Annotated in this window: 19 protein-coding genes; 13 read left to right on the forward strand and 6 right to left on the reverse strand. The window is 63.7% G+C overall.

The features are described from left to right. The first annotated feature begins 64 nt into the window (after positions 1-64). Entirely contained in the window at positions 65-988 is a 924-nt protein-coding gene (locus GT613_RS09070) for a LysR family transcriptional regulator (RefSeq protein ID WP_009608146.1), read from the forward strand. A 238-nt stretch (positions 989-1,226) separates the two neighbouring features. Here GT613_RS09070 and GT613_RS09075 read toward each other — a convergent pair whose 3' ends face one another. From GT613_RS09075 to GT613_RS09085, 3 genes are all read right to left on the reverse strand, one after another. Continuing rightward, a complete protein-coding gene (locus GT613_RS09075) occupies positions 1,227-2,747 on the reverse strand; it encodes an IMP dehydrogenase (protein ID WP_009306016.1) in 1,521 nt (506 codons plus the stop codon). 508 nt (positions 2,748-3,255) lie between these two features. Then, positions 3,256-4,818 (reverse strand): LuxR family transcriptional regulator, encoded by a 1,563-nt coding sequence (locus GT613_RS15770; protein WP_161172595.1) that lies wholly within the window; start codon positions 4,816-4,818, stop codon positions 3,256-3,258. Between the two features lie 52 nt (positions 4,819-4,870). Beyond that, entirely contained in the window at positions 4,871-5,527 is a 657-nt protein-coding gene (locus GT613_RS09085) for a molecular chaperone (protein WP_035584839.1), read from the reverse strand. 262 nt (positions 5,528-5,789) lie between these two features. On the opposite strand from GT613_RS09085, the gene GT613_RS09090 reads away from it, so the two are divergent. The 6 genes from GT613_RS09090 to GT613_RS09115 all read left to right on the forward strand — a co-directional run bounded on the left by GT613_RS09090 (position 5,790) and on the right by GT613_RS09115 (position 12,425). Next, positions 5,790-6,437 carry a hypothetical protein gene (locus GT613_RS09090; protein ID WP_057384975.1) on the forward strand — a complete coding sequence of 216 codons (648 nt, stop codon included), beginning with the start codon at positions 5,790-5,792 and terminating at the stop codon, positions 6,435-6,437. Between the two features lie 61 nt (positions 6,438-6,498). Then, entirely contained in the window at positions 6,499-9,318 is a 2,820-nt protein-coding gene (locus GT613_RS09095; protein WP_114513315.1) for a molybdopterin-dependent oxidoreductase, read from the forward strand. Further along, positions 9,318-9,902, forward strand: coding sequence for a 4Fe-4S dicluster domain-containing protein (locus tag GT613_RS09100; protein ID WP_021409734.1), 585 nt, complete (start codon positions 9,318-9,320; stop codon positions 9,900-9,902). The genes GT613_RS09095 and GT613_RS09100 overlap by 1 nt, the downstream gene beginning before the upstream one ends. Continuing rightward, positions 9,902-10,708, forward strand: a complete 807-nt coding sequence (locus GT613_RS09105; RefSeq protein WP_021409746.1) for a DmsC/YnfH family molybdoenzyme membrane anchor subunit — start codon at positions 9,902-9,904, stop codon at positions 10,706-10,708. The genes GT613_RS09100 and GT613_RS09105 overlap by 1 nt, the downstream gene beginning before the upstream one ends. Positions 10,709-10,866: 158 nt before the next feature. Further along, positions 10,867-11,448: a 4Fe-4S dicluster domain-containing protein gene (locus tag GT613_RS09110; RefSeq protein ID WP_021409751.1), complete on the forward strand. Its 582-nt coding sequence runs from the start codon at positions 10,867-10,869 to the stop codon at positions 11,446-11,448. Then, positions 11,448-12,425: a 4Fe-4S binding protein gene (locus GT613_RS09115; RefSeq protein ID WP_052106104.1), complete on the forward strand. Its 978-nt coding sequence runs from the start codon at positions 11,448-11,450 to the stop codon at positions 12,423-12,425. Before GT613_RS09110 ends, GT613_RS09115 begins: the two co-directional genes overlap by 1 nt. Positions 12,426-12,448: 23 nt before the next feature. On the opposite strand, the gene GT613_RS09120 is transcribed toward GT613_RS09115, so the two are convergent. Further along, positions 12,449-13,966, reverse strand: a complete 1,518-nt coding sequence (locus GT613_RS09120; protein WP_057384972.1) for a response regulator transcription factor — start codon at positions 13,964-13,966, stop codon at positions 12,449-12,451. Positions 13,967-14,168: 202 nt separating this feature from the next. Here GT613_RS09120 and GT613_RS09125 point away from each other — a divergent pair, with 202 nt between their 5' ends. Both GT613_RS09125 and GT613_RS09130 read left to right on the forward strand, forming a co-directional pair. Next, positions 14,169-14,819, forward strand: a complete 651-nt coding sequence (locus GT613_RS09125; protein ID WP_021409737.1) for a cytochrome c3 family protein — start codon at positions 14,169-14,171, stop codon at positions 14,817-14,819. 45 nt (positions 14,820-14,864) lie between these two features. After that, positions 14,865-16,547: an FAD-binding protein gene (locus tag GT613_RS09130; protein ID WP_021409735.1), complete on the forward strand. Its 1,683-nt coding sequence runs from the start codon at positions 14,865-14,867 to the stop codon at positions 16,545-16,547. Positions 16,548-16,613: 66 nt separating this feature from the next. Here GT613_RS09130 and GT613_RS09135 read toward each other — a convergent pair whose 3' ends face one another. Continuing rightward, the gene (locus GT613_RS09135; protein ID WP_161172596.1) at positions 16,614-18,065 is read right to left on the reverse strand and encodes a helix-turn-helix transcriptional regulator; all 1,452 of its coding nucleotides are present in this window, start codon (positions 18,063-18,065) and stop codon (positions 16,614-16,616) included. A 276-nt stretch (positions 18,066-18,341) separates the two neighbouring features. Between GT613_RS09135 and GT613_RS09140 the strand changes: the two genes are divergently transcribed. Next, complete coding sequence (locus GT613_RS09140; RefSeq protein WP_009306014.1) at positions 18,342-20,222, forward strand: FAD-binding protein; 1,881 nt, start codon at positions 18,342-18,344, stop codon at positions 20,220-20,222. 71 nt (positions 20,223-20,293) lie between these two features. On the opposite strand, the gene GT613_RS09145 is transcribed toward GT613_RS09140, so the two are convergent. Further along, positions 20,294-21,685: a sodium-dependent transporter gene (locus GT613_RS09145; RefSeq protein WP_009306013.1), complete on the reverse strand. Its 1,392-nt coding sequence runs from the start codon at positions 21,683-21,685 to the stop codon at positions 20,294-20,296. 464 nt (positions 21,686-22,149) lie between these two features. Here GT613_RS09145 and GT613_RS09150 point away from each other — a divergent pair, with 464 nt between their 5' ends. Genes GT613_RS09150 through GT613_RS09160 form a run of 3 tightly spaced genes read left to right on the forward strand, consistent with a single transcriptional unit; the run spans position 22,150 to position 24,724 of the window. Next, positions 22,150-23,025, forward strand: coding sequence for a MetQ/NlpA family ABC transporter substrate-binding protein (locus tag GT613_RS09150; RefSeq protein ID WP_009608184.1), 876 nt, complete (start codon positions 22,150-22,152; stop codon positions 23,023-23,025). Positions 23,026-23,052: 27 nt separating this feature from the next. Next, a complete protein-coding gene (locus tag GT613_RS09155; protein WP_161172597.1) occupies positions 23,053-24,066 on the forward strand; it encodes a methionine ABC transporter ATP-binding protein in 1,014 nt (337 codons plus the stop codon). Continuing rightward, positions 24,056-24,724: a methionine ABC transporter permease gene (locus GT613_RS09160; RefSeq protein ID WP_009306010.1), complete on the forward strand. Its 669-nt coding sequence runs from the start codon at positions 24,056-24,058 to the stop codon at positions 24,722-24,724. Before GT613_RS09155 ends, GT613_RS09160 begins: the two co-directional genes overlap by 11 nt. Positions 24,725-24,780: the final 56 nt, after the last annotated feature.

A 24,780-nucleotide genomic window follows, 5' to 3' on the forward strand; every position in this document is an offset into this window, starting at 1 on the left:
GGGTACAATGAGAGAAAGAACGTAGATCGAACCACCTGACGTCCCAACTCGGAAGGCATCTTCAATGACCTTGCAGCAGCTGCGCTACCTCATCGCCATCGCGGAGTACGGCTCCATCAACGCGGCGGCGCAGAACCTGTACGCGTCGCAGTCGAACCTCTCGACCGCCATCAAGGAGCTTGAGCAGGAGCTGGGCATCACCGTGTTCACGCGCAGCAACCGCGGCGTGACGCTGACGAACGACGGCACCGAGCTTCTAGGCTACGCGCGCCAGGTGATCGAGCAGGCCGACATGCTGGAGATGCGCTACGCCGATAAAGGCTCCACCCACCTGCGGCTGGCCGTGTCCACGCAGCACTACGCGTTCAGCGTGCAGGCGTTCGTGAACGTGGTGGAAGGCTGCAAGGGCGAGGAGTACGAGTTCATCCTGCGCGAAAGCACCACGGCCGAGATCATCGACGACGTGCGCACGTTCCGCAGCGAAGTGGGCATCCTGTACACCGACGACTTCAACCGGCGCGTGCTGCAGAAGGCGTTCGACGACGCCGACGTGGCCTACGCTCCCCTGTTCGACGCGCGCGTGCACGTGTTCGTGGGCGAGCACCACCCGCTGGCGGGCGCCACGCTGCTGCGACCCGACGACCTGGCCGACTACCCGCGCTACTCGTTCGAGCAGGGCACTACGAATTCGTTCTACTATTCCGAAGAGCCGCTCAGCCACCTGCCGCACAAGCGCAACATCCGCATCTCCGACCGCGGCACGCTCACCAACCTGCTGACCAGCTACAACGGATACACCCTGTCCACCGGCGTGCTGTCGGCCGAGATGCACTCGGGCATCGCCAGCATCCCGTTGGACGTGGACGAGACAATGCAGGTGGGCTACATCATGCACAACGAGCGCCGCCCGAGCGACCTGCTGCTGCGCTACATCGACGAGCTGCACGCCATCATCGGCGCCGACCCCACCGTAGAGCCGCACCTTTAGCACAAGTGTTCCACATGAAACTCTTGTTACGCCCCCTCGCGGCCCGTGCGCACGCCCGTCCTCGAAGCCCCGGAGCATCGCAGCTGGGCGCGCTCCCATCGCGACTCGCGTGCGCTCCCGCCCCTCACGGCCCAACGAGCTCGGGCACCCTCGAAGCCCCCATCCCTCTCGGCACGCAAAAAAAACGCCGCCCGTTCGTCCGGGCGGCGTTTCCAGTGCGTGTTCCAAGCAGACAGGTTTAGTGGATGCTGCTGCTCACGTAGGGGGTCTTGTCCTTCAGCACCACGTCGTGGGCGCCGCCCTCGACGATGGACGTGGACGAGACGATGGTCAGCTTCGCCTTCTCCTGCAGCTCGGGGATGGTCAGCGCGCCGCAGTTGCACATCGTGGACTTCACCTTCGACAGCGTGAGGTCGACGTTGTCCTTCAGCGAGCCGGCGTACGGCACGTAGCTGTCGACGCCCTCCTCGAACGACATGCCCTTCTTGTCGCCGCCCAGGTCGTAGCGCTGCCAGTTGCGCGCGCGAGCCGAACCCTCGCCCCAGTACTCCTTCATGTAGGAGCCGTTGATGTTCACCTTGTTCGTGGGGCTCTCGTCGAAACGGGCGAAGTAGCGGCCCAGCATGACGAAGTCGGAGCCCATGGCCAGAGCAAGCGTCAGATGATGATCGTACACGATGCCGCCGTCGGAGCAGATGGGAATGTACACGCCCGTCTCCTCGAAGTACTCGTCGCGTGCCTTCGCCACTTCGATGGTAGCGGTGGCCTGGCCGCGGCCGATGCCCTTCTGCTCACGCGTGATGCAGATGGAGCCGCCGCCGATGCCCACCTTGATGAAGTCGGCGCCCGCATCGGCCAGGAAGCGGAAGCCCTCGGCGTCCACCACGTTGCCCGCGCCCACCTTCACGTCGTCGCCATAGTGCTCGCGGATCCACTCGATGGTGAACTTCTGCCAGTCGGAATAACCCTCGGAGCTGTCGATGCACAGCACGTCGGCACCGGCCTCCACCAGCGCCGGCACGCGCTCGGCGTAGTCGCGCGTGTTGATGCCCGCGCCCACCATGTAGCGCTTGTGCGCGTCCAACATCTCGTTGGGATTCGACTTATGAGAGTCGTAGTCCTTGCGGAACACCAGGTACATGAGGCAATCGTCGTCGTCCACCACGGGCAGGGAGTTCAGCTTGTTGTCCCAGATGATGTCGTTGGCAACCTTGAGGCTGGTGTCGGCCGGAGCCACGATCATCTTCTCGCGCGGGGTCATGAAGTCGGCCACCTTCGCGTCCATGGACATACGGGACAAACGGTAGTCGCGATCGGTGACCACGCCCACCAGCTTGCCGTGCGCCGAACCGTCGGCGGTGACGGGCATGGTGGAGTGACCGTGCTCCTCCTTGAGGGCTACCACGTCGGCCAGCGTCATCTCGGGAGAGAGGTTCGCGTCGCTGGTGACGAAGCCGGCCTTGTAGTCCTTGACGCGAGCGACCATAGCGGCCTGGTCCTCGATGGTCTGGGAGCCGTACACGAACGACAGGCCGCCTTCGGTAGCAAGCGCGATGGCCATGCCGTCGTCGGACACAGCCTGCATGATGGCGGACACCATGGGGATGTTCAACGAGATGGCGGGCTCTTCGCCGCGCTTGAACTTCACGAGCGGCGTCTTCAGGCTGACTTCGGCGGGAATGCACTGGGCCGAAGAATAGCCGGGAACGAGCAGGTACTCGTTAAAGGTTCGGGACGGCTCGTCGAAATAGTATGCCATGACTCCTCCATCTGCGGTCGGTGCGGTGTCGGGGTGCCGCGAAGCGCATATCGCTCCGCCGTGCATCCGTTACTCAGGTGTTACCCGCTATTATAGCCACGGGAGCCCCGCCCACGCGAGCAATCCCCAAGGAATATGGAGAAAAATATGCGCGCGGGGAAAGAGCGGGACGCTCGCGGGATGCGGGGGACGAAGACCGGGGGCGTGCGCCCCCGCGGCCCGCACCCCCGTGCAGGAACGCGCGCGACGAACCGCGCCCTCCTCACACCCGATCGGGCCCCACCCGCTTGAAGTCGTACACGGTATAGCTGACGCCCCACTTGAACTTCTACGGATGGTACGAGGTTTCGAACGCGCACAAGGTGACGCCGGGCACGACCTTCTCCGCCTTGATGTCGTGCACATCGCCGAGTATAGCACCCTTCGAAAGCACCCCGATGAGCGCCTGTCGCGCACGTGCGCCGAACGACGTTCGTCGCGGAAAAGCCGACGCTCGCAGGCCCTCGCCTCACGCACGCCCGCTCGCTACGTCCCTGTCGAACGCCTCCACGTAGGCGCGCACGCAATCGGCCAGCTCCTGGCGCGAGTGCACGTCGAGCTTGGCGTAAATATTGCGCGTGTGGGCCCGGGTAGTGTACAACGAGATGGTCAGCGCATCGGAAATCGACTGCGACCCGTAGCCGCGCGCCAACATGACCAGCACTTCCTTTTCTCGCTCGGTCAGCTGCCGCTCGTCGCCCAGCTGCATGCACAACTGCTTCCAGCGCCCGCGATGCTCTGCGGCTGTCGCGTCCTCGCCCTCCACCGCCGAGACCTCCGACGCATCAGCAGACGCCACGCCCTCATCATCCTCGTCCGGAATAGGCAACAACAGCTTATCCACCTGGCGTTCGGGAAAAACGAAAAACACCGCGATAACCGCCGCGAACAACAGCACGAACACTGCAGTTGCCAACGGCGCATCCTCAATCCCCATGCCGGCGCACCGCGCACCCAACGCGTCTCCCATCGTCACGCCCAACGCGATAATGGCGCGACCGAGCGCCACCACCTGCACCGCACTCGCCTTGGACTGATACACAATGTAGGAGAACATGTACCAGGTAACCACGTCGAACAGCTGAAATGCCACGCCCACCAGCACCACGCCCACCACGGCGCTGCCCGGAAAGAAAAACGTCACGGACAGCGACAAAATAATAACCAGCGCCATGGGATAGAGCAGATGCTCGAAGTTGAGCTCACGTCGCCGCAGCGAGATGAACAGCAGCAGCGCCACCAAGCACACCACCGTGAGCAACGTGGTGATGCTTCCGTCCTCGGCCAACTGCCCGGGCGACACGACAGCCCGATGCATGCCCTTGCCGAAGTTCGCCGCAGCGCTCAAAACGCATACCACCAGCAAGAACAGACCGAACGCCTTCGAGGGCTTCAAGCGCTGGCTCTCCTGCACAACCGGCTTCGCGCGCTGAGCCGAACCTACGACGAAGCACGCCGCAGAAAGCAGCGGCAGCGCCACGAACAGCGCCAAATCGAATGGATCCGGCAGCCCCAGCACCATGAACTGCAGCAAAGCAGCCAACAGCTCGCAATACAGAATGACACGCAAGGCCTGCCGGGGCCGAACCGCGCACAACAGCAATCCCGCGTTGATGCTGAGCGCCGCCGTTCCGATGCCCGTCAGACAGCTTCCCGCAACGAACAGCGCGGTCGACGACACCAGCAGCGAGCCCGCCTGCACCACGCACACGCAGCCCAACGCCGCCAGCGCGCCGGCGCTCGCCAAAAACCAGGGTCGATCGGCCACCTTCGACACCGCCTGGGAAAAGCATGCGCACGCCAGCAACGCCGTTGCATGGCTCAGAGTGGAGTACAAGAACATGTCGGACACGACCGGAGCCGTCTCCTCCGCGCCTTCAACCCACACGGAACTGGAGTAAGCCACGCTGAACCAGGCCACCCAACATGCAAATCCGAAGTATTTGAGCAGCGGCATATCGTCGTCAAGCCGCAACAGCATCTGCGTCCACGGCTTCTTCCCGAGCTCCCGCTCGCACCTGGTTTCCGACACCTGTCCCCCTCCGTCGTGCGCCGCCGCGCTCGCCCCTCGATTTGCGGCTATCCTAGCACAACGTCTCCGCCGCATCATCCATCATGTCCTCGTCCATGTGCACGAACCCACGCGTGAGCTTGGCAACTCCGCGATAGAAACGCGTTTGCGCGCAGCTTTGCAGACAGTCGCAGTACGCGTCAATCCAGTTCAGCAGATGGTCGCGATGAAACTCGCGCTGCGTCCGAAGGGCAGATGCCGCAGCCGCAGTATCGCCCGCATGCAAAGCCCGCGCCTGCTCGCCGGCCTGAGCAGCCATGAACTCGAACTCGAAACTCAGGTGATCTTCCGGGGTGCGCAGTCCCTCGTCCACCGCCACGCGAGCCTCGCAAAAACGGCGATACACGTCGTCGCGCGCCTCCTGCATCAAAAGACCACTCTCTGACGTGAATACGCTCTCGTACGGCGTCGCCCTGCGGTCGTCATACGACCCCGCCGCCAAAATGGCGCCCGCGAAATCGGTTGCCAACTCTTGCCGCGTACCGCCGTCGCGATGCTTCAAATAGGCCGCCATGTCGGCGTACCCCTCCTCCATCAACTCGTCATCCACGCCCGTCGCAGTCAAGTCCTCGTTCGAGAGCGCATCAATGCCCGCCTGGTCAAGTTCCTTGAAATAGAGCGAAGCCAACGTTCGGTAAAACGACGCACGCGTCTCCGCTTCCCGAGCCATGTCCTCATGCGTTTCCCTGTATGCACCCATCGGATCCCCGTCTTTCTCTCGCAAGCACGAATGAACCCAGTGTAAAAACCGAAGGACCGCTCCGGCATCGCGCGTTTCGTTCTATCTTGACCGCGCGTTGCGCACGGCCTAGTCAACGATTGACTAGACGCCCGGCAACCCTGCTGCAAGTTAGAACGCGGATGACGATGCCCTTCGCCTTGCCCAACCGTAGGCTGACTCCATCGAACGGTATCGAACGAGAGGGGGCGCCGTGGCGAATCCATCTGAGGAGTCCATTGCGCGGGTGGTGGAGTGCTTGTTCAACCACCCGCGCCATCGCGAGCTTTTGTATAAGGCGCTTGTCCACTGCCAAACCGAGCGCACGGAGCATGCCGCCGAAGAATTTCTGGCGCGGCAGCCCGAAGCGGCGCAAGCGCTGCAAACGCCGTACACGTTGCTTCGCAACTTGGCGGCTGCCGGGGGAGTCACCGTTATCGCCCACGATGCGCAAGGCCTCGCCCTCGATGAGACGCGCTGCGAACAGCTGCGTGCGGAAGGCCTCGACGACGACGCGCTGGCCGATCTTGTCGCCGAGCGTCGCGTTCTCACCACGCCGGCAGGATGCGCCGCATGCGAGTTGCTGGCCCCCGAGCATCGCACCCTCGCCGCCATCTACAAGGTGCCCGAGCGCCGCGCGACCTTCGTGCGCCTGCTGGACTTCTGCCGCACGCCGCGCAAGCTGGCCGACATCAATCAACTGCTCGCAGACGACCCCGCCCTGGCTCCCAGCCAGCGAACCGCGGGCCAAAAGCTGCACGCCTGTTACTTCATCGACCGCCTGGAAGAAGCAGGCGGCTTGGTGTGGGACGGATCTTGGGTCACTACCGATGCGGGGAAGCGCGCCCTTGCATCGGTCTGACAGGTTGGCGCTATTCCGCCAGCCCATAAAGACGAGTTAGAGAGAGAAAGAAGGAGGGAATATGTCACCAACGAACCTCACCCGACGCAGCTTCATGAAAGCATCGGCCTTAGCCGCCGGCGCTGCTGCACTGGGGTCTGGCGTTGCCACCGTGAACAATCTGGTCGAAAGCGACCAGGCGTACGCGGCTGACGAGGTCAAGCTCGTGCACACGTCGTGCCGCGCCTGCATCTCGAACTGCGGCATCATCGCGCACGTGCAGAACGGCCGCGTCATCAAGCTCGAAGGCGACCCTGCCGACCCCATGTCCGAGGGCCGAGTGTGCCCCAAGGGCCTCTCGGGCATTCAGGCGCTGTATCACCCCAACCGCAACAAGTACCCCATGAAGCGCGTGGGCGAACGTGGCGGCAACCAGTGGGAGCGCATCAGCTGGGAGGAAGCCATCGACACCATCGCCGACGCGCTCATGGACATGAAGGACAAAACCGGCCTCGAAGGTCTCCTCTGCTCCACGGGCGGCGGCGGCAACCCGCAGTTCTTCAGCCCGCCGCGTTTCCGCAACTTCTGGGGCGCGGGCAACGTGTTCGAGCCGGGTTGCGCGCAGTGCTACCTGCCGCGCAACTACACCATGCCGCTGATCAACGGCGTAAGTGACACCTCCATCGCCGACTCCGGCTGCGCCGAGCTGTACAACCCCACCGTGTCCATCGACACCTACGTGATGTGGGGCACCGGCCCGGCTCAGCATGCACCCTCTTCTGCCGGTCGTGCCGTAGTTGAGCTGCGCGCCGCGGGCACCAAGACGGTGGTCATCGACCCGCGCTACACCCCCGACGCTGCCCGCGCCGACGTGTGGTTGCCGGTTCGCCCCGGCACCGACGTTGCCATGATGCTGGGCTGGACGCGCTACATTATCGACAAGAAGCTCTACAACGAGGAGTTCTGCTCCAAGTGGACCAATCTGCCCTTCCTGGTGGACCCGAGCGACCCGGCAGGCGCGCTCTTGCGTGCCAGCAAGGTGTTTGCCGACGTCACCGCCGAGAACGAGGGCTATGTCTACTACGATGAAAAAACCGGCGAGGTAACCAAGGCGTTCGCTCTGGGCCCGGACAACGAGGCTTCCTATAACCCGGCGCTGTTCGGCGCCTACGATGTCACCTTGGCCGACGGCACCGCCATCAAGGCGAAGACTGCCTTCGAGGCCTACAAGGAGCAATCCGACGAGTTCACGATCGACCACGTGGCCGAAGTGTGCATGGTTGATGCAAGCGACTTGGAAGAGGCCATCAAGCTCTACGCCGAGTGCGAGTCGGGCGGCATCAGCCTGGGCGTGGCAACCGACCAATACCCGCAGTCAACGCAGGCTGCCATCGACGCGGCGGCGCTCGACTGCATGATGGGCTACATCGACAAGCCCGGCAGCCCCGCCAACAGCCTCCCGCGCTCGGCGGAGTCCACCGTGTTCCCCACGGGCTTCTTTGGCGATTCGCCTTACCAGTTCCAGACGCCGGAGAACATCCAGAATCGCCTGGGCTACGTGGAGCACAAGGGTCTGGGCGGCTGGATGCACAGCCACATTCCCACCATCTTGAACGCCATCCTCACCGGCGAGCCGTATCAGCCGCACATCTGGATCGAACGCTCGGGCAACAAGATGGCCATGCTCGGCAACGCCGCGTCGTGGGTTGACGCGTTCCCCAAGCTTGACCTCATCGTGCACATGTACATGTATCCCACGTCGTTTTCCACCGAGGCTGCCGATCTCTTGCTGCCGACCGCCGAATGGCTGGAAACCGCGTTCATCCAGGGTCGTTTGTACGCGGTGCTCCTGCGCCAGCCGGTAACGAACCTGTTCGAGTGCATCGACGAGACGTTCATTTGGTCGATGCTGGCCAAAGCGCTTGCCGAGCGCGGCCACGAGGGCATGCAGAAGTCCTTCGACCAGGACGCCTGCGGCCCCGCCCCGGCGTACTGGGATTCCATGGAGGACTACTACGAGTGGGTTGCCTCTAACGTGAACATGACCTGGGACGAGCTGGTTGCGAAGGCGCCGTATAACGCCGTCGAGCCCGAGGAATACTGGAACGCCCCCTACGAGCAGGCTTACCGTGGCCTCTCAAGCGACGGCTCCTCCTACATCGGCTTCGCGGGCTGCGCCGCCCGCGACATCAAGGACAACCCGCTCAAGTGCGGCCCCTACGGCGACACGATGATCTACCTCGGCCGCCACGGCGCCGAAAGCTTCGAGATGCCGGCAGCCTCCGCAGAGTACCTGCCCATGCCCTACTTCCACGATCCGGACGATCGTCTGGAATACGGCAACGACTACCCGCTCGTGCTCACCGAGGGCCGCATCCCCTACTTCCACCACGGCACGCTGCGCAACAACCCCTACATCCGCGAGATCTACCCCGCGCCGGAGGTGTGGATCAGCCCCGAGTACGCCGAGGAGCACGGCATTGCCACCGGCGACTGGGTGAACGTGAAGTCGCCCCGCACCGACGGTTTGGACGTGTTCTCGAACCTCAAGACCGGCCAAGAGCTGACCGCCGAGGGTCAGAGCCTGGTCAAGGACGGCATCTACGGCGTAGCCCACGTCACCGAGGGCATCGCAAAAGGCAGCGCCTACATGGAACGCTTCTGGAACCCCGAGTTCTTGGAAGAGGGCCAGGACCCGCGCAAGAGCTGGACGCTGTGCAACATGAACGTGCTCACCAAGAACACGGGCTACTACAACCCCGAGTTCGGCACGTATACCCTGCGCGGCATCAACGTGAAGGTCGAGAAGGCGTCGCGCCCCGAAGGCGTGTGGCACGAGCCGACCGACTTCGCGCCTTGGTTGCCGCAACCGTCTGAGAACACCGGAGGAGGTGCCGCATAATGTCGCATTACGCTATCGTCGTCGATCTCGACCGTTGCATCGGCTGCCACGGCTGCGAGATCGCCTGCAAAAACGAGAACGAAGTGGAGCTTGGCTCGTTCTGGAACAAAGTGGTGCAGGTGGGCCCGTTCGGAGACTACCCGCATCTGCACCAGTACTTCTTGCCGGTTATGTGCCAGCAGTGCGACGACTCGCCGTGCACGCACGTGTGCCCCACCGGCGCCAGTTATCGCGATGAGAACAACGTCGTGCTGGTCGACAAGGAGAAGTGCATCGGCTGCAAGTACTGCATGATGGCCTGCCCGTACGGCGTGCGTTCATGGAGCCCGTCGGAACACGTGGTGGAGAAGTGCACGCTCTGCGGCCAACTGACCAGCGTGGGCGAAGAGCCCAAGTGCGTGGCGGCGTGCTGTGCGTCGGCTCGCTTCTACGGCGATCTGGACGATCCGAATTCGGACGCCTCCAAAGCGCTTGCCGCCGCAGGCGCCGACTCGGTTCATCGCCTGAAGGACGTGGGCAACGGCCCTCAGACGGCCTACATCCTGTCAGCCAAGTACGCTGAATGGAAAGAGGAGGTGAAGTAATGGACATCCAGTGGTCTCTCGTGCTCTTCACCGCCCTCACGGGCATGGGCGGATGGCTGTTCTTCTTCATCTGCCTGAACGTGTTCGTCCGCAAGACTGACAAGGGCGCGTTCGCCGGCACGGCGACGGCCTTGGCGCTGACCGTCGTAGGAGGCCTGGCTTCGGTCACGCACCTGTCCCATCCCGACCGCATGCTGGGCGCGCTGCAGCATCCTACTTCGGGCATCTTCACCGAAGCCTTGCTGGTGGGTCTGCTGGCCATAGTCATGATCGCGTTTCTGGTCATGCTCCGGCGCGGCATCGACGGCGGAGCCCTCAAAGCAGTGGCTGTCGTCGGCATGGCGCTCGGCGCGCTGATGTCGTTCATGGCGGGGCAAAGCTACCTGATGAGCGCCATTGCCGCCTGGAACACCGAGCTGCTGCCGCTCGGCTACCTGGGCACGGCGGCGGCATCGGGCGCGGCCGCCTACCTCGTGCTCATCGCCGCGCAGAAGGCCGACGAGAATGCTTGCAGCCTCTACGGCCTGATGACGCTGGCGGCCGGCTGCGTGGCGCTGATCACGGTCTTGGCGTACGGCGCGGTCGCAGGCGCATTCGCCGGAGACGCCGCCCCGATGACGATCGCCGCCGCAGCGTTTGGAGGCGTCGCGCCTATCGCGTGCGGCTTCCTTGCCCGGAAGAAGCCGGGCAGCGCCGTGGCGCTTGGAGCCGTCGCGCTGATTGCCGCCCTTATCGGTTCGATTGCTTTCCGTTGCGCTATGTGGGTTATCGGCGCCGGACTGTACGACTTCTTCGGTCTGATCTAAACCGGCCCGTCTCCTCGGTCGCGAGCCGGGGAGACGGGCGATGCCGAAGCGCTGTCCCGATCCCCCTCCCCGACAGCGCTTCGGCATCGGCTCGGTTGACCGCTTGGCCGCTTTGCCGCTGGACGACCGCTATCGTACCCACCCCAAGGAGCTTCGCCATGACCCTGTCGCTTTCTCGCAGATCGCTCGTAGCTGGCAGCGCGCTCGTCGCCGCCAGCTTCGCCGTGGGAAGCGCCGCTTCCGCACTCGACGGCGGCGCAACCTGCCTGCGGCCTCCCAGCGCCGAAGACGAGGAGCGCTTCCGCAGCCTGTGCCTGAAGTGCGATCGCTGCCGGTCGGCGTGTCCGCAGGGATGCGTTCGCACGGGCACGCTCGAGGACGGGCTGCTCAACTGGCGGACGCCCGTGATGGACTTTCACCGTGGGCTGTGCGACTTTTGCGGGCGCTGCGAGCAAACGTGCCCCACCGGCGCCATTCGAGACGTGGACGCGAAAGCGAACCGCATCGGCCTTGCGGTCATCGACCCGCAGCGCTGCATCGCTTGGATTTCGGGAAGTTGCCGCGTGTGCGTGGATGCGTGCCCCTACGAGGCGCTCTCGGCCGACGCGTCGGGGCGGCCCATTGTGGATTCGACCCGCTGCAACGGTTGCGGCATCTGCGAGTACCGCTGCCCCTCGAACACGTACCGGTCGTTTGCCGGCGGCACGCAACGCGGCATCAACGTTGAGAGGAGCGCCTGATGGACGAGCCCAATGAGGTGCTGTCGGAGAAAACCGGAGTCGCCGATTGCACGGAAGCTTCGCGTGAAGCCTCCGCGGACCACGACCGACAGGCAGAAGGCCGGACGCGACGCTTCCCCTTCCGCAAGGCGCGTGGGGCTGCTTTCGCGCTTGCCGTATGCGCAGTCGCCGCTGGCCTGACTTTCCGCATCGGCATCGGCACGCCTTCCGCGTTCGGTATCGAATCCATAGCCGCCATCTGCCCGCTCGGTGCACTTGAAACCATGTTCGGAGCACGCCAGATCATGCTTCAACCCCTGCTGCTGCTTTTGGGTATGGTGCTGGTGATAGCCCTGGTGGGCAAGGCGTTCTGCGCCTGGATGTGCCCCGCCCCCTGGCTAAAGCGACTCTTCAAGCCGGGTAAGCGCAAGGCCGCAGACGGCAGTGTCTCCGCCGCACATCACGCCTGCTCCCACGCTCGCGAAGACGGCCACCGCTGCGCCTCTTGCGCGCTCGCGCCCGTGGGAGGAGGGCGCGACGGCCTGCGCCTGGACACGCGCCATGCCACGCTGCTCGGCGCGCTGGGAGCTTCGGCCGTTTTCGGATTCCCCGTGTTCTGCCTCGTGTGCCCCATTGGGCTCACGTTTGCCACCTTCATAGGAGTGTGGCACTTGTTCCAGTTCAACGAGACGTCGTGGGGGCTAATCATCTTCCCTGCCATCCTCGTGCTGGAGATAGCGTTCTTGCGCAAGTGGTGCGCGAAGATCTGCCCTGTGAGCGCACTCGTGTCCCTGATCTCGGGCTTGAATCGCACCCTGCGGCCGCGCGTGCGCGCCGACGCATGCCTGCGCAGCTCGGGCGTGGATTGCCGCGCCTGCGTGGAAGCCTGCCCCGAGCAAGTGGATCCCCACAGCAAGCGTATCCCCGAATGCTCGAAATGCGGTGCCTGCGTGGAAGCCTGCCCCGCCCAAGCTATCCATATGAAGCTGCGCCCGTAGGAGGAGAACGTCCCTCCCCCGACTCATGCGCGCGCGTAGCGCTCGACGAAGTCGAGAAGCTCCTGCTTGCTGTGCACGTCGAGCTTGCGGTATATGTTCCGCCGATGCGTGATGGCGGTGCCTTCGGAGATGACCAGCTCGCTCTGCACGCGCGCGAGCGTGTTGCCCCGCCCCAGCACCACGAGCACGTCCAACTCGCGCGGCGTGAGCCCCCGGTCGAACGCGATGCGCCGGTACGCATCCTGCAGCGCATCGGGTGCGTCTCCCTCCCCGTGCGCCTCCGATCCGGAGAACGACCGCGGCGCCGGCATCACTTGCGTGATGCGACCGCGCGCGATGAGCTCCACCCGCCGCAGCATCGATCCGCGCAGCACCACGTTCGTCGCGCAAAACAGCACGATGAGCGCGAACGAGGTGACCACGCTCACCTTCACGATGCCGTCGGGAGAGCCGGAAGCCACCGTCTCGAAGTCGGGCGTCATCGTCCACCCGATGGCCACGAGCGCGCCCGCGGCAACGCCCAGGCAGAACGCCGCCGGCCCAAGGCCGCAAGGATCGCACCAAGGCCGAAGCGCCCGATTCACCCGCGATCCCATGACCAGGAGCGACCCCACGAGCGACCCGATCCACAACAGGCAGAACGCCACAGACACGTTGAGCGATATCGGCGTTCCCGGGTTGACCGGGAACAAGGCCAGCAGCGCCACCACGAACGAGAGGTGGAACACCAGCATGAAGTTCTGCTCGCGCTTGGGCAGCCACGCGCACAGCAGGACGAGCAGAAACACGGGAGCAACCAGCAGCAGCACCAGAAACGTATCGTCGGACACGACCGCGAACCGCGCGGAGGCGAATTGGATGAGCGCGAACGTGGTCACCGCCCCCGACGCCGCGAACGCTCCCGCGTAGCGCTTCAGAAACGAGGCCGTTTGCAACGTGAGCAGCCGGGTGACCACCACATCCTGCGCATCGGGCCGCAATGCACGAGGGCGCACGGCAAGCGAGACCACGCCTGCGAGTCCCGCCAGGCTCGCCCCCGAACCACCGCCCGCGAACAGGACGTACAACAGCGCCGACCACGATGCCAGCAGAGCGGCGGCGCACCCCACCATCCCCCGCTCCGACACGCCGGCCACGCTCCGCTCCCACCGAACGATGGCGAGCCCCATCGCGAACCCCGACAGCAGCATCGCCAGCACCTGCAACGCGAGGCTTGCCTCGCCCGCCGCGTACGCCAGCAGGGCGATCACGCTTCCCAGGCTCCCCGCGCTTGCCGCAAGCACGTCCCCCATGCGCGCGTACCCCGTACCGACGCGCTTCGCCAGCCGCAGCGCGGCAAGCGCCGCGCATGCGCACGCGCCGAAGAACAGGGCCGTCGCCAGCAACGGGGCCAGCAGAGCGCCTTGTTCCAACGGATGCGCGATCGCCGCAGCCCACGGCACCCAGAACCACAGCAGCGCCAGTCCTGCAGCGCAGCGGCCCGTGCGCACCGCTCCGCGTTCAACCCGGGCGCCCCGCGCGCCCTCGTCCCCTTGTGCCATATGCCCTCCAAGAACATGCAGCCTGTTTGAAAGCACCTTCATCATAGCTTGCTTCGCAGGGTCCGCACGGCCCACCAACAGGAAATACTCTGAAACAGATGAAGGGTTTTCGCCGCAAATCATATGTCGGAGGGGAGTTCTGCGCCCGCTTCTCCTGCCACCATGGAGCCCGTTGGAATTCACGCCACGGAAAGGAGGAACCATGAAGCTGAACAAAGGGGAAGCGATCGTACGCGCCAACGCAAAATCGGTCGTACTGCTGACCGTCTGCGCGAGCGTGCTCGCCTGCGCCGCGGGGCTGGGGTGCCTGCAGGGCTGCTCACCGCAGGAAGCGGCCTCTCAGGGAGCGGCGCCGAAGGCGGAGGCCGCAAACGGGTCCATCACGCTGACCGAGTGGACGACCGAAACCGATTGCAGCACCTGCCACGCCGACGAAGCGTCCTCGCGGCAAGATGCCGCGTGCACGGCTTCGAAGCACACGAGCCTGCAATGCGCCGACTGCCATACCGACACCGCGACCTTGGCCAAGCAGCATGAGGGCGCCTCGTCAGACGACCGGATGCCATCGAGGTTGAAGCAGACCACGGTTGAAGCATCAGTGTGCCTGAGCTGCCACGATCAAGATGAAATCGCAGCGGAAAGCAGCTCGTGCACCGCGCTCTCCGATGCGCAGGGCACCACCGTCAACCCGCACGAGCTGCCGGAAACCGACACGCACGGCCAGATCGCCTGCACCGACTGCCACAGCATGCACGAGGAGCAGACCGATCTGCAAGGGGACGCCAAAGCGTACTGCATGAGCTGCCACCATGCCGACGTGTTCGAATGCTACACCTGCCATGAGCATAGTTAGGAACCCGCTGCACGTGCAGCGAACCGCACAGGAAAGGGGATCGAGATGAGCTTGACACGACGCGACCTATTCAAGGGGGCGGGAATCGCCGCCGCGAGCGTTGCTGCCGCAGGAGCGCTGGGAGGCTGTGCGCAGAAAGCCTCCGCATCGGACGATTGGATGCCGTCAACCTGGGATTACGAGACGGACGTGCTGGTCATCGGCTACGGCGGCGCGGGCCTGTGGGCCGCCGTCACCGCGAAGGACGAGGGCGAGGCCGACGTGCTCGTGCTTGAGAAAGCTCCCTCGCGCGGAGGCGGGAACTCGTCCATCAACATGGGCGAGTACACCTGGGTCGACGACATCGACGGAGCCGTGCAGTACATCACCGGCTTCTCGAAGGGCCACACGCCTGAAGACATCGCGCGAGCGTGGGCGGAAGAGTGCTACCAGAACATGGATTACTGCGATTACTGGAACATCGACACGGAGCTCAAGAAGGGCACGAACGCCTCGGGCGGCACCTCCAGCTGCGAATATCCCTGGATCGAAGGCGCCGAGGCGATGCACGTTTGCTCGTTCGGTGATCCCACCAAGGGCGGCAACGCAGGCTGGCATACGCTTGACCAAGCACGTTCCGACCTCGGCATCGAAGTCGTTTTCAACTGCCACGACGAGGAGCTCATCCAAAACCCCGACACGAAGGAGATAGTCGGCTGCTACACGCTCATCGGCGACGACGAAGCACCGAAAGCCGTCAAAGCGCGCAAAGGCGTGGTGATGACGCTGGGCGGATTCGAGTTCAACGACGAGCTCAAGAACGAATACTGCAAATGCTACCCCATGAGCGGCTTCTACGGCTGGCCGTTCAACACGGGCGACGGCATCAAGATGGTGCAGAACGTGGGCGCGCAGCTGTGGCATATGAACAACATCATCGGCTCGTACAACGCCTACTTCAAAGACTTCGAGTGGCCGTACGCGTTCACGGTCACGCCGGGCGCGAACAACTACGTGATGCTCGACCGCCTGGGCAAGCGGTGGATCGCCGAGTCCACGTTCTTGAGCCCGCATGTGGGATGGCACGAATTCGAAAAGTTCAACGACTCGACGCTCGCCGACTTCGAGCGCATTCCCACCTGGGTGATCGCCGGCCAAGAAGTCATCGATGCCGGGCCGCTCGGTGCCGTGAAGGGCGGTGTGCTGAACACCCCCGGCGGTTCCACCGCCATCGGCATGGCACTCGAAGACATTCCCAGCGAGTGCGGAGGATTCGAAGGTTGGAGCGTCGACAACCAAACCGAAATCGAAAAGGGCTGGATCATCAAAGCCGACACCCTCGAAGAGCTTTGCACGAAGATGGCCGCCGTCGACAACGCCCCGGACGCCGCATCGGTTCAAGCCACGCTCGAAACGTACAACGCATACTGCGACGAAGGAAACGACCCTGCATTCGATCGAACCGCCGACACGCTCGCGCCCGTCTCGCTCGACGGCCCGTTCTACGCCTGGCCCCTGTACCCCGGCGGCTGCTCCACGCTAGGCGGCCCGAAAAAGAACACCGAAGCGAACGTCGTCGATTGCAACGACCAGCCCATCCCGCGCCTGTACGCCGCCGGATGCTTCGGCAACATGGCCGGCCACACGTACGGCATCTCGGGCGGAAACAACGCCGAGAACATGGTGTGGGGCCGCATCGCAGGACGAAACGCCGCAAGCCTCGAAGCGTGGGACGCCCAAGCCAAGTAGGCCCGCACCACCGTCACCCTCCCCGTGCGCCCCGGCTCCCTCCCTCAGCCGGGGCGCTTTTCGTTTCTAGCGGCTTCTTCCTTGCTGCTCGACGACGCTCATGAGCTCTTGTTTGGAGTGGACACCGGTTTTCGCGTAGACGCGCTTGATGTGGGCCCACGCGGTGTTCTCGGAAATGACCAGCTCTTCGGCGATGAACTTGGCTGTACGGCCGCGTGCCAAGTAGCCCAGTATCTCGCGCTCGCGCGGCGTCAGTTCGAACCGCGCCGCCACCGCGTCGACGCCCGCGCCCAGCGCGTCGTCGACGGTGGGAACGGCATCCGCGCTCGGCGCGCCTTCCCCACCCTCCCCCGCCGCGGCGGAAGACGCGTCCTGCGGATGCGCGCGGCGCAACGCGACCACCAGCACGATGGCCAACGGGTAGATGGCCGCGAACGCGAGCAGCGTCAACAACGACAGCCCGTAATCGGCGCTGAGCGCGCCCAGAACGCCGCCTATGGACAGGCCGATCACCAAGAACAGACCCGAGCCGCCCAGGTACACGCTTGACAGCACATAGCTCGACATGCGCAACGTGCGTGCACGATCGACTATGAACAGCAGGAACACCATGCCGCACACGTCGTAGCACGTGATCATGACGAGACCGGCCAGCCCGCCGAGCGCTTCGCCGAAAAACGGCAGCAACGAGAGGATCGCCAGCATCGCGGGCAGACAACCCTTGTAGACGGCCGTGGGATCGGGATGTCGCATGGTGAGCCCTGCCACCAACGCGGTGATCGCCGTGGCCGCCACCAGCGGCATCCACATGTTCACATCGCCTACGATGCTCTCGGACTGCGAGCCCAGTACCGTGGTGTGCAGGATGCCCACAACGCCCACGAGCACGAACAGGCATAAGAACGCCTGCAGCAACGAGAGGCGATCGCCGCAGTTCGCCGGAAGAAGCTCGTCGCGCTCGGCAAACGAGAGCATGCGCTTGAGTCGCACGAGCAGGCAGGCCGAAACGACCACCGCCACAATGGAGAGCACGCTTGCCGCAAGCGACCCCAAAAGCGGTAGCACCGACACCAGCACGCATTGAACGATCAGCCCACCCACGATTTGGTAGACGCCGTAAGCGGCATCGGGCTCCGCAACGAACGCCTCGAGCCATGCAGCATTGAGCACCGCGAGCGCGAACCCGCACAGCACGCCGTAGAACACGGCCGTCGCCGCGAACGGCAGCCCCGCCATTACGCCGGTAGCGCTCAAAAAGAACCCGACGAGCAACGCGATCACAGCCGGAACTTGCGATAGCGCACCCGGACGAAGCCGTCCTGCGCGCACGAGCGCGATGATCGCAAGCGCCGTCGCAAACGAAATCGCGTTCATCGCGAACATGAAATCAAGCTCGGACACGAATCCGACAGTAGAGGACACCGAGCCCATCGCCGTAATGTAGGCAACCGAAATCGCGGTCTTGCACAGACCGAAACCGAGCGCCCCAAGGGCTATGCCTGCATGCTTGCTTGTCACGCGATTTCCTCCCGAACGCATTGTACCTTGTCTTGCGCGCGGCGACGGGGGCGTCGAATGGAAAACCGTCTGCAGCCTTCATATACGAATGACATTGACCAGGCACGATGCAAAAAATAACCGAAAATGGGCGAGGCGGAAACCGTCCGTTTCGATACATGCACCGATAATCGGGGTCGACTCCGACAACCTCGCCTGGCGATACTCGCGTTGTTCATTTCGGCGAGGCACGGCGATCACGAAGCCACGCCGACCAATCGAGGAGGGAGCAACACTATGGAACTCAATCGCAGGGACTTTCTCAAGGGGTCGCTCGCATTCGGCGGCGTCGCCGCACTGGGCGGTCTAGCGGGATGCGCGACGCCGCAACAGGCGAGCAACGACTCGGCGAAAGACGCCAAACCGGAGAAGAAAAGCGTGCCCGACAGCTTCACCGACGGCAAATGGATAGGCTCGGCTATGGGCCACGACGACGACCTGTTCGTGCAGGTGACCGTCGCGGGCGGCGACATCGCAGGCATCAGCGTGCTGCGCTGCGACGACACCATCGGCATCGGATCCACGGCCGCTCCGATGATGGCAACGAGGATTCTCGAAGCCAAGAACATCGACGTGGACACAGTCACCGGTGCCACCACCACATCGATGGCCGTGCAAAGCGCTGTAGCCGACGCCATCACGAACGCCGGCGGTAATCCGAAGGACTTCCGCCTAGGCGCCGCAACCCCCAGCGGCGGCGCCGCGCAGACCGCCGACGTGGACGTGGCGTTCATGGGCGCCGGCACCGCAGGCCTCGTTGCAGCGACGCGACTGCTGGAAGCCGGGAAAACGGTGGTGCTCTTCGAGAAGCAGGACATTGCCGGCGGCTCCATGCCCATGACGTACTCGGGCGTCGCCGCCGCCGAATCGCAGCTGCAAGCGAACTACGCGCTCGGCAGGGCCGACGACAATCCCATGTACAACAAGCAAGCTATGTTGGCAGTCATGCAGAAGTACCTCGTTCCCGAAAACGACCGCTTCGACGGCGCGATGCCGTACCAAACGGCCATGTACTCGAACTCCGGACAACTGGTGGATTGGATGCACGGCATCGGCGTGGGCTTCTACAGCTTGGGCGTGAACAAGGCGTACGGCGTGACGCCGTATTTGGCTCCCGGCTGCTACATGGGCGGCTGCGGATACGCGAAGGACTACCTGGTCGATCGCATCGGTGCGCTTGGCGGACAGATCGTATACGCGACGAAGGTGACCGAACTCGTGCAGGATGCCGACGGTCGCGTGACCGGGCTCAAAGCTGAAGGGCGTGACGGCTCTACCTGGACCGTCACAGCGAAGGCCGTATGCCTCACGTCGGGAGGGTTCGCGGCCAACCCGGACATGATCAAGGAGCACTACCCTCAGTACGCCGACTTCAAGTTCAATTGCGCACCCGGCTCCACCGGCGATGGCATCGAGCTGGGACAGAAGGCGGGAGGCGCTATCGAGTGCATGGGTCGCGACCTAGGCGCATTCCTGTCCACCACGAACCAGGCCGGATCGAACTTCGAGATCGCCTTCTTGTACCAGACCACGCCAGGCATCCTCGTGAACGCGTCGGGCAAGCAGTTCGGCAATATCATGTCGGATAACCACGGCGTGCTTGGGCGGGCGCTTCTCGATGAAACGAACGGGGGGAAGTTCTTCTACGTCACCGACGAAGCGGGCCGCATCACCACGAACAAGAACGAGCTGTACGCCATGGATACCTACAAATGCCTCGAGCACCGCGGCGACATGGTGCACTACGATTCCGTGGAGGCTGCTGCCGAGGAGCTGGGGCTGACCGACCTCGCTGCCACTCTCGATACGCATAACGCCCACGCGCTCGCCGGCGAGGAAGACGAGTTCGGACGCAAGAAGCTGCCCTACCTCGACACGCATGATGGCGTTTGGGTAGTGTCCTGCATCCCCACGTTCTACCTGACCACGGGCGGTTTGGCCATCGACACCGAAGGACACGTGCTGAGCGACTCGGGCGAAGCCGTCGCCGGACTGTACGCGGCGGGCGACGTATGCGGATCCATCGAGGAGAAGGACGGCCGACCCTACGCGATGGGCTTCGACGCCGCCATGAACTACGGCTACCTCATGGCAGAAACCGTGAAGGGCGAGATCTAAGTTGCACCGAAACCTTTAGACTTCTCCCCGCTCCGCTCGGCCCGCGGCGCCCTCCCTCCGGCGCCGCGGGCCTACCCCAGCCCCAGCCAGGTTTGCACGATGGGTACGTAGCCGGCCACGAACACCGCCAGGATGAGCACGGGCAGCGCGAAGCGCACGTAGCCGCGAGCCCAGCGAGGAAAGCGCGTGCCCTCGCCCGTGTCGGCCTCGCGCAGAAACGCATCCCAACCCCAGCCCCGCTTGGACGTGCAGAACAGCAGGAACACCAGAGCGCCCAGCGGCAGCACGTTGTTCGACATGAGGAAGTCCTCGATGGCCTGGATATTGCCGATACCCGGCACCTCCACGCCCGCCCACACGTTGAAGCCCAGTACGCACGGCAGCGACAACAGCGCCAGCGCGATGCCGTTCACCAGGCAAGCGCGGTTGCGCGACCAGCCCCACTCGTCCATGCTGAAGCTCATGATGTTCTCGAACACCGCCACCACCGTGGACAGCGCGGCGAAGCTCATGAACAGGAAGAACAGCGTGCCCCACAGCTGCCCCACCGGCATCTGGCTGAACACGCTGGGAAGCGTGATGAACACCAGGCCGGGGCCGCTGCCCGGCTCCACCCCGAACGCGAAGCACGCCGGGAAGATGATGAGGCCCGCCATGATGGCCACGAGCGTGTCCAGCCCCGCGACGCGCAGCGCCTCGCCCGTAAGGCGGTAGCGTTTATCGATGTAGCTGCCGAAGATGGACATGGACCCCACGCCCACCGACACCGTGAAGAACGCCTGGCCCATAGCCGCGAACACGGCATCGACGAACGTCCCCCACCCGCCTTCGAACAGCTTCGCGAAATCGGGCATGAGATAGAACGACAGGCCCTCTTCGGCGCCCGGAAGCGTGACCGCGCGCACCACCAGCACGGCAAGGACGGCGAACAGGGCGGCCATCATCGTCTTCGTAATGCGCTCCACGCCGTTGCGCAAGCCGGCCCGCGTCACTAACACGCCTATCAGCACTACGACCAGCATGAACGCGACCATCATAAGCGGGTCGGCCAGAAGCCCGTTGAACACCCCTTCGACGGCGCCGGCGTCCAGGCCCTCGAACGTGCCCGCGCCGCTGAACGCCATGAACGCCAGCATCCATCCGGCAACCGTGGTGTAGAACATCATCAGCAGGTAATTGCCCGCAAGGGCCGCCCACTTGAACCGATGCCATTTCGACCCGGCCGGCTCCAGCTCGTCGAAGCTGCGCGCGACGCCCTTCTGGCTCGCCCGGCCCACCGCGAACTCCATCACGAGAATGGGCAGCGCGAACACCACCAAGAACAGCAAATACAAAAGCACGAATGCCGCGCCCCCGTACTGCCCCACGATGTAAGGGAAGCGCCACACGTTCCCCAGCCCGATGGCGCATCCCGCGCTGATCAGGATGAACCCTAAACGGGATCCGAATTTCTCACGTACCATACGTCCTCGCTTATCGAAAGCGCCCAGACTGAACAGTCCGGACGCGCAAAAAACAATGCGAGCAGTGTAGCGGAAGACGGCAATGAAGCCAATTGGCAGTTCGGCAGCGCACGGTGCACGGCCTGCCCTAACCGTGCACCTGCCCGCCCTTTACCTGCGTAGACGACTTTACCGTTAACCGAGTTATCTGTTTATCAGATGACTGCTGTCCAAAACTACGAATGACCAAACCCCTTGTTTCAATCTAGGCATCCGTTGATAATGCTTTCACCCCACTGAAGAGAGGAGAGCCCGTGCTCATGCGAATGCAATCGCCCCAACCCACGCGCCCTGGTGCCTGCCTTCATCTGCATTCAGTTCTCCCGCTGCCATAAGCGCGCCGAGAGCATTGCATGCGAAGACGGGAAGCCTATGGCTTCTTTTTTTACCCTTAGCACCCCTCATCGAGACAAAGGACCAAACCCATGACTATCCGCACCGCTTCACATGAAACCCCCGCCGGATCGCGCTCGTCGCGAGCCCGCCGCGCCGCCGCAGCCCTTGTCGCCTGCTTGGCCGTCGCCCTGCTCATCCTGCCCGGCTGTACGTCGACCGGCGGCTCCAATGCCGAAACTATCCGAGTCGGCGTGTGCGCAGGACCCTATCAAGACATGTTCGAGCAGGCCATCGAACCCTCTCTGACCGAGCAGGGCTACTCGGTTAAGTACGTCGAATTCTCCGACTACGTGCAGCCGAACAATGCTCTGGCCGACGGCGAGATCGACCTCAACCTGTTCCAGCATGCGACCTATTTGGAGAGCTTCTCCAAACAGCACAACCTCGACCTCGCATCCATCGTCGAGGTGCCCACCGCCGCCATGGGCGTGTTCCTGGGCAAAGCCGGCTCGCTCGATCAACTGCCCCCGAACGCAACCGTCGCCATTCCCAATGACGACACCAACCTGTCGCGAGCGCTGCGCGTGCTGCAGCAGGCGGGCCTCATCACGCTGGATGCCTCCGTCGACCCCGCGAAAGCAGGGGTGAACAACATCGCGGAGAACCCGCGTGGCCTTTCCTTCCAGCAGGTCAACGCTGAAGTGCTGCCCACCGTGCTGGACAGCGTGGACGTCGCGGTGATCAACGGCAACTACGCCATCGGCGCCGGCCTCGACCTTGCCGACGCGGCTTACGTCGAGCAGCTGTCCGAGGGATACTACAACGTCATCGCCGTGCAGGGCGCCGATGCCGACGCCGAATTCGCCCAGGCTGTGAAAGGAATCGTGCAATCCGATGCGTTCAAAAGCGTCATCGACGACCCCGACAACATCTTCGCCGGCTTCGGCAAGCCCAGCTCGTACTAGGCAATCGTCGCAAAGGAAGGTCGTTCCATGATAGAGCTGAAGAACATCCAGGTCGAGTTTTCCCGAGACGGGGCTTCCGCCACCGCGGCCGTCGACGACGTGAGCCTGACCATCCTGGAAGGCGAGGTGTTCGGCATCATCGGGTCGAGCGGTGCCGGCAAGTCGACGCTTGTGCGCACCATCAACCTCCTGCAAAAGCCCACGTCGGGAGATATCGTGATCGACGGCGCATCCATCGTAGGGCAGACCGGCGCCCGTTTGCGCGAAACGCGCTGCGGCATCGGCATGATCTTCCAGCACTTCAACCTATGGAATGCCAAGACCGTCTACGACAACGTTGCCTTTCCTTTGAAGTGCGCCCGTTGGAGCAAGCAGGACATCGAGGAGCGCGTCGTCGAGCTGCTGGAGTTCGTGAACCTGGAGGAGAAGCGCGACGCGTACCCCCAAACGCTGAGCGGCGGACAGAAGCAGCGCGTGGCCATCGCACGCGCACTGGCCGCCAACACGCGCATCCTCCTGTGCGACGAGCCCACCAGCGCGCTCGATCTCGAAACCACAAAATCGGTGCTCGACGTGCTGAAACGCGTGAACCAGCAACTTGGCGTGACCATCGTGGTCATCACCCACGAGCTTGACGTGGTGAAAGGCATCTGCGACCGCATCGCAGTGATGGACGGCGGACGCGTGGTGGAGCAAGGCGAAACCTACGAGGTGTTCTCCAACCCGGAGTCCGAGATGCTGCGAGGCCTGGTGCGGCACTCCCAGAACTTCGCCCTGCCAAGCGGCGCGTTCGAGCAAAACGGCTCTATCATCAAGCTCACCTACGCGGGAGAAAACGCCACCGAACCCGTGCTATTCGATGCAGGGAAGCTGTTCGACGTGCGCCTTTCCATCCTGCACGGCAAGATCGAGTACATCAACGAGAAGCCCTTCGGCATTTTGTACGTGCGAGCCGAGGGCGCCAACGACCAAATCGACCGAGCGACCGCGCATCTGAGAGGGCAGGTCGAGCATCTGGAGGTGTTGAAGCATGCCGGATAACATCAGCGAGATTCTACTCGAGGTGGGCAAAACGCTGGGAGAGACCGCGTTCATGTGCAGCATCGCGCTGGTCATCGCCATCGTGGCTGGCGGCGCGCTGGGCATTTTGCTCTACGCTTCCAGCACGCACCTGTTCATAAACAGCCCCTTGCTCAACAAGGTGCTGGGCGCGACGGTGAACGTGGTGCGCTCCATCCCGTTTTTGATTCTGCTCATCTTCCTGCTGCCGCTGTCGGCCTTGGTAGTGGGCACCAAAATCGGCACCGAGGCGGTGGTGATCCCCTTGGCCGTCGCGGCGGTGGCCTTCTTCGCGCGGCTGAGCGAGGCGTCGTTGGCCGAAGTCGACAAGGGCATGATCGAGGCCGCGTTCGCCAGCGGAGCCGGCAAGCTGAGAACGATGTTCTGCATCGTGCTGCCGGAAGCGCACGTGCCGCTGGTGAAAGACATTACGATCACCGCCATCTCGCTGCTGGGATTCTCGGCCATGGCAGGTCTTGTGGGAGGCGGAGGCCTGGGCGACCTCGCGTATCGCTACGGCTACCAGCGTTACAACATGGGAATCATGATCGCGTGCATCGCGGTGCTGGTGGTGCTGGTTCAGATCATCCAGGCAGCAGGAGACTGGTACGTCAACCGCATCGAGCGGAGACGCTCGTAAGAGCAAGCATAGCGAGACGGGCGGCGGGTGCGCGGACGGAACGGGGGCGGGGGGGG

The organism is Eggerthella sp. BIOML-A4 (genome assembly GCF_009875575.1).
Taxonomy (GTDB): Bacteria; Actinomycetota; Coriobacteriia; order Coriobacteriales; family Eggerthellaceae; genus Eggerthella; species Eggerthella lenta.